A 5,995-nucleotide genomic window follows, 5' to 3' on the forward strand; every position below is an offset into this window, starting at 1 on the left:
ACAAGCCTTTGATTGAAAGCTGTGCTTACAAAATTTAACTGTGCGGCAGCGGCTGAAATCGCATGAATACTCTCTACATCGCCATAGGGTGACCGTCTTTCGAAGAGGTCTGACGCTTTTTGACGGCTTCATTGGGTTTTTAAACGCTGAATCGTTTTTTTCGCGCCAAATCCGGAGTGGACCGAAGGAATTAAACCCCGGTGTTCTTCCCAATCTGGTCACGTTTCCTTCCGCTTTGAACGCCGAAAATATAATTGCCTTGAATCTAGATTCCAACTCGTCGCTTATCTGAAAATTGTCGAAGACCCTTCAGTAGAAACCTGATCTCGGATTAATCCGTTTTGGATCTTCAAACAATTTTAGTCCGCCATTTGCGGTGAGAGCGTAGCGAAGACCGCCAGCCGAAGGCACCCGCTCGCGCTGTAGGGTTGCCGGGGGCCTATTTGGAGGGGCGGGTGAGCTTTAGCGATGATGATGAAGATTACCATTAAGGTTATATGAAGATGACCTGTCGAGTACCTTTTTATAGGAAATACTCGTTCAAAATACGGGTTTATTGGCCAATTATGATCCAATTTCAAGTCGGGTGGCTGTTTTAGGGTTGTCGGAACAAGCCAAATCGGTAACATTCCATGCTGTTGAATATCACGATTTTAAGGAGAAACTGACCGGGCTACAAAAGAAAACCGCTCCCGAAGAAACCCGGAAGCGGGGTGCAAATTTCAAATATTCTGTAAAAATAAAATCGCACTCCCAACTTCCAAAGTCAATACAAAACGCTTTTCGGCGAACGGGAAAGCTTTGCCTGGTCGCTAAGAGGAGACGAGGAGTATGGGGGAAGCCCTACAGCCTGTGCGGCGGGTCGGCCGCAAACAGACATCACAACGAACCGAGTTTCGGCGGCTGGCTCAGACTGCGGAAATTGGAACAGTAACACGCGGCCAACTGATCGGACTTGCGCAGTCACTCCCTTGCCTTGGCCTCATCAACGGCACAGAGGCGCACTTGCTTGTTGTACTGATCAATACGGCTCCAGCAGAGAGCTATGGCAAAGGTGGCCGACCGATCGTGTTCAAATCCAACGCTGCGCTTGCGTTCGAAATCGGGCGATCCGAGGGACGTGTCAGCCGTGTGTTGTCCCGGCTGTTTGATGCCGGTGTTATTACCATGCAGGATAGCGGTAACTATAAACGTTATCCGGTCCGTAATGCGGATGGCAGTATTGCCGACGCTTGCGGTATCGATCTGCGCGTTCTCATTGCCCGTTTCGTGGAACTCAGTGGAATGGTACGGAAGGCAAAGGCGGAAAAGAAAGCATTCAATGCGAACCTGCGCCGCTATCGCGGTGCTGTTCGCAATCTGCGTTACGCACTCGCCTCTATGGAGGAACTGCACGCGCGGCTGCGCTCAATAATCGAGAAGCGTTTTGAGCGTGTTCTCGATGCCGTAGGCATCGCGACCAGGGCATCGAGCACCGTTCTTCGTCGCGCAACGGGCTTAATCGAGTGGATCATTGAGAGGGCAATGCAGCTGCCTCACCGCGAGCAGCCTTCCGCTAGAAACGAAGATTCGACATGCCCATATGTCGAAAACGACATGCACAAACAGATTACAAACCCCTATTACCTTGAATATTGTAAAGATGAAATGCGTTCGGCATACACCGAACAACTCAGTTTCCCTAAAACCGGCTTCGCCGGTAGAAAAGCTCTCGAGAACAGCCTGGGACGCGATACGAGCCAAGTCAATCAACCGCACCACCCGCCACAAACGTTAATTGGCCTGCAAGATCTGTTACGGGCAATACCGGCACTGTCGACTTACGGAGTATCGCGCCCCCGCACCTGGGCTGAATTGGCCCGGCTTGCCTCGCAAATGTGCCGCATGGCTGGCATTTCCGAAGATGCACGCCGCCGCGCTGTCGATCAGATGGGAGAACAAGCCGCCGCTATTGCCATCGCGATCACGCTGCAGAAGTTCGACGAGAGGCAAGTGAAATCGCCGGACGGCTATTTGCGCGCCATGACAGCGCGCGCGGCCGCTGGCGAATTGCATCTGACGCGATCGGTTTTCGGGCTTGCTGCCCGTCATGGAACGGAAGCAATGCAATGATCTTTCGCTACGTTTTCGCCGCAGCGGTGGCTTATGGCCGCAATCGACGCTTGCGAAAGGGAGGAGAGCGGCTTCTTGAGCGGAAAGACGTGGTCATGCAGCCTGGTTGCGCGCTGATCAGGCTGAAGCGATGTTGCGCTACTTGCCGGGAAACCACGGCATCAACATGGCCGAATAGGGGTATGCCGAGAATGTAGCACGCGAGCGGTTGCTTTTAATCTGGGCGGAGGACGTAGGGAGCCCGCATCTCTATCGACGGGTCCATGCCTCCAGATAAGTCCGCCCGTGCATAACCATATTGGCATTATAGGATGATCAGCGTAGAGAACCGATCCGGTTATCCAAAATTGCCAAGATTACACGAATACAGTTGTAAATGCGCTGTATCCGGCTATCATGCGTGACAATTTCGGTACCGTGTTAACGGTCCGTGCCGACGAGACGAATTGCCATATTGACGCATAGAGCACGCCTCTAATTCGGTTGCTTTTAGAGCTCGTTCGCACGTCGACGCGGTTGCCGCAAAGCCGGAAGCCTGAAAAATTTCCCCGCCTGCGGCTCCTCGCGCGATAAATTTTTCGACCCTCGGCTTCCTCCGCTGCGCTCCGGCCCAAGGGTGCAACACCGCTTACCGCCGTGCCAGTGAACGATCATCGCAACCACATAGAGGAGTGAATACCATGGCCAATGAAATCACCAACTTCATCCAGTTCGATAGCGAAGACCTCGACACCGCTTCCGGCAAAGGCCGCATCTCTACCCTGACCGACGACATCGACATTGAGGTCGTGCCGTTCAATTCGGAAAACCCGGACGCTCCGACGCACCGCGTTTTCGCCAAGTCCCCACGTGGCTTCAATATCGAGGTTGGCGGGATCTGGAGAAAGGCAAAGGCCGACGGCGAAGGCTTCAAGCGCAATCTCTCGATCCGCCGCCTGAACTACAACGCCAACCTCGGCCGTTTCGGCGGACAGGACGACCCAAGCCTTCAGGCCATTCTCGAGTGGGAACCACGCAATTGATAGCCCAACAGCGCCCGGCCAAGTGCCGGGCGCACCCCGAACGTCGCGCAAATCCCTTTGTTTTCTGGATTTTCCGCACTTTTTGTGCTAGGGTTTATCTTAACAGGAGTTTTGAAGATGAACTCTCATACCCCCCGTCCGGATCGATCTCCGGAAGCTGTTGCCAAGCGCAAAAAGGCTACCGATCAGGCACGCGCCGCAAATATGCGTCAGGGTTATGTTTACGATCCATTATTGGAAGCGGCAACAGCGGCCTATGTCGCCGGCGATATCACGCGCGACGAATACAGAGATCGCGTAGTCCGCAAACCGCAGTAGTTCAACCTCAATATTTTTAGTTTGATACCGCCTGCCCAGGGCAGGCGGCTTTTTATTGGTTTTCGCCATGGCTGAAACGGAATCCAACGGTTCCTATACATATCCGAACACATCGGGCGATCCGGACCGCAGGGATGTGCTGCGCAACAAACTTGGGATCCAGTCGCATAAGGAACTACGCGTCGAAGAATATCGCGCGGCAGCTTTCCGGATGGCTGAAATTGCCGAAGGAGACGGCCCGAAAGGGACTTTCGACGCGCAACATCTGAAGGCCATTCATGGTCATATTTTCCAAGACATTTATGAAGGGGCCGGCCATACGCGCAATGAAAGCCCCGTTGTCGATGGCCAGAGAGTGGAGCCGATTGGTAATCTGTCGAAAGGCGGAACCTCGTTCCTGCACGGCTCGCGTATCGAGATGGGCTTGGATGAAGCCTTTAGACCCATCAGGAATCCCGAAATTTTGCGGGGATCGTCGGTCGAACAGTTCGCCGAAATCGCCGGTAAAGTTTTGGCAGAGTTGAATTATGTGCACCCGTTTCGAGAAGGCAACGGACGGGCCCAGGAGGCACTGCTAGTATCTCTTTGGCGCGAATATGGTCATGAGCTTGACTTCACGGTCATTACCAAGCCGCGCATGATCGAAGCGTCGATCGCGACGACCAACGACCCCTCCAATCCGGCGATGAAACATATCTTTGAAGACGCGATCGATCCAAACCGGCAGGAAGCCATAAGAGCTGCATTCGTCGATTTGGCAATGCGCGGTGAGAATGCTTTCGAGCACAACGTGCGCACCGCCAGGCCGGGCGAACAGATTTCAGGTCAGGTTCTCGGGCACGATACACGTGTAGCCAGCCTTGTTACCGACCACGGGATTGTCGCCGTCGATCGCGCCGACCTTCCAGAGCGGTTGCCCGATGACGATACCGTAATCACATTTACGGTACGTTCTGACTTCTCCCGCCTGTCGCGCCCGGATCAGGTCAGAAATGCAGATAATCCCGCCGTCGAGCGAATGTCACCAGAGCAGAAAATAGCCGCGGACCCGTCCCGGCTTGCGGAACTATCGGCGCAAAAGCAGCCCGAGCGGGATTCCGACGACCGCGAACGATAAGCAGCCCAACCTCCGCGCCGAGGGCCGGTCCGTTAGCTTCGGTGAGTGACATTTAGGCCGCCCCACTCGTTGGCTGATTGACGGACAAGCTGCGATAGCCACTCCCCCATGCAACCGCTTCGCGGTCCTCCACTCCTGTTGCGGCCCAAAGGGTGCATGGGCTCGTCTCGGCTATCTCCGTTTCTTGCCGTCAACCAACGAATGGAGACGGCCATGAACAACGTCAGCGACACCTATCAGCGCATCACAGACCTCATCATCGAGCAGCTGGAAGCGGGCACCAAACCCTGGGTGCGGCCTTGGCGCGGAAATAACCGCCCGACCTCCATCATCCCGCGCCGATCCAGTGGCGAAGCCTATCGCGGCATTAATGTTCTCATGCTCTGGATTGCATCGCAGATGAACGGCTACGGGGACACCACCTGGATGACCTATCGTCAGGCGAAGGATCTCGGCGGTCAGGTCCGGAGGGGCGAACGTGGATCGCTTGTCGTCAAATACGGCACATTTACGCGCAAGGATCAGGACGCCGATGACGACCGTTCAATCCCTTATCTCAAGGGCTACACGGTATTCAACCTAGAGCAGATCGAGAACCTGCCTATCGAATATTACAGCCCAACCGAACCAATGCCGACGACGCCCGTGCCGCACAATGAAACCGTCGATACCTTTGTCCGCCAGACGGGTGCTGTCATTCACTACGGCGGCACGAAGGCTTGCTATCGTCCTGGACCTGACGACATTCTCATGCCCGACCGCGAGCGCTTTTTAAGCGACGTCCACCTGTATTCGTCGCTTCTTCACGAAATTGGTCACTGGTCAGGCGCAAAACATCGCCTTGATCGTGATCTGTCTGGCCGCTTTGGCACCAACGCTTACGCGGTCGAAGAGCTCGTCGCAGAACTGTCTGCAGCATTTCTCTGCGCTGACCTGGGCGTGGCCCATGATCCTCGCGAAAACACAGCCGCCTACATCGATAATTGGCTGGCCGTGCTGAAGGCTGATAAACGCGTCATTATCACCGCAGCTGCTAAAGCACAGGTGGTTGCCGATTATCTTCATGGGCTTGCATCGATACACAGAACAGAGGTCGCGTAAGTGACCTCGGGGCAAGCAGGCCTTTTCCTGCCACATTGGGTCTGTCAGACATGACAAGGTTGTGAGGTACTACTGTGTTCTGGAGCGAGCGGTGTTGTAAACATCGCCACGCTCACGTTTTCCAACGGCCACAACCAACACCGTCACAGTGTCGTCATTGACGGAGTAAACAAGTCGGTAGCCTAACTGGCGAAGCTTGATCTTATAATGATCGGGCATACCATGAAGTGAAGCACTCACGACGCGCGGCGTTTCCAATCGTTCGCGTAGTTTCTTCTTCAATTGCTGCTGGATTGTCGCGCCGAGTTTATTCCATTCTTTGAGA

General features: G+C 54.5%; 6 protein-coding genes. 5 read left to right on the top strand and 1 reads right to left on the bottom strand.

Features of this window, described 5'->3' with window-relative positions:
- The first annotated feature begins 831 nt into the window (after window positions 1–831).
- From repC to VBH83_RS19045, 5 genes are all read left to right on the top strand, one after another.
- Complete coding sequence (gene repC, locus VBH83_RS19025) at window positions 832–2,112, top strand: plasmid replication protein RepC (RefSeq protein ID WP_396999046.1); 1,281 nt, start codon at window positions 832–834, stop codon at window positions 2,110–2,112.
- Window positions 2,113–2,792: 680 nt separating this feature from the next.
- Window positions 2,793–3,134, top strand: coding sequence for a DUF736 family protein (locus VBH83_RS19030; protein WP_396999047.1), 342 nt, complete (start codon window positions 2,793–2,795; stop codon window positions 3,132–3,134).
- A gap of 117 nt (window positions 3,135–3,251) precedes the next feature.
- Window positions 3,252–3,452: a hypothetical protein gene (locus tag VBH83_RS19035; protein WP_396999048.1), complete on the top strand. Its 201-nt coding sequence runs from the start codon at window positions 3,252–3,254 to the stop codon at window positions 3,450–3,452.
- A 67-nt stretch (window positions 3,453–3,519) separates the two neighbouring features.
- On the top strand, window positions 3,520–4,569 hold the full coding sequence (locus tag VBH83_RS19040) for a Fic/DOC family protein (RefSeq protein WP_396999049.1): 1,050 nt from the start codon (window positions 3,520–3,522) through the stop codon (window positions 4,567–4,569).
- A gap of 213 nt (window positions 4,570–4,782) precedes the next feature.
- Complete coding sequence (locus VBH83_RS19045) at window positions 4,783–5,670, top strand: ArdC family protein (protein WP_396999050.1); 888 nt, start codon at window positions 4,783–4,785, stop codon at window positions 5,668–5,670.
- A gap of 69 nt (window positions 5,671–5,739) precedes the next feature.
- Here VBH83_RS19045 and VBH83_RS19050 read toward each other — a convergent pair.
- On the bottom strand, window positions 5,740–5,995 hold a 256-nt coding region (locus tag VBH83_RS19050), incomplete at its 5' end, for a type II toxin-antitoxin system RelE/ParE family toxin (RefSeq protein WP_396999051.1).

Origin of the sequence: Ochrobactrum sp. S1502_03, assembly GCF_044435015.1 — a bacterium.
GTDB lineage: Bacteria > Pseudomonadota > Alphaproteobacteria > Rhizobiales > Rhizobiaceae > Brucella > Brucella chromiisoli.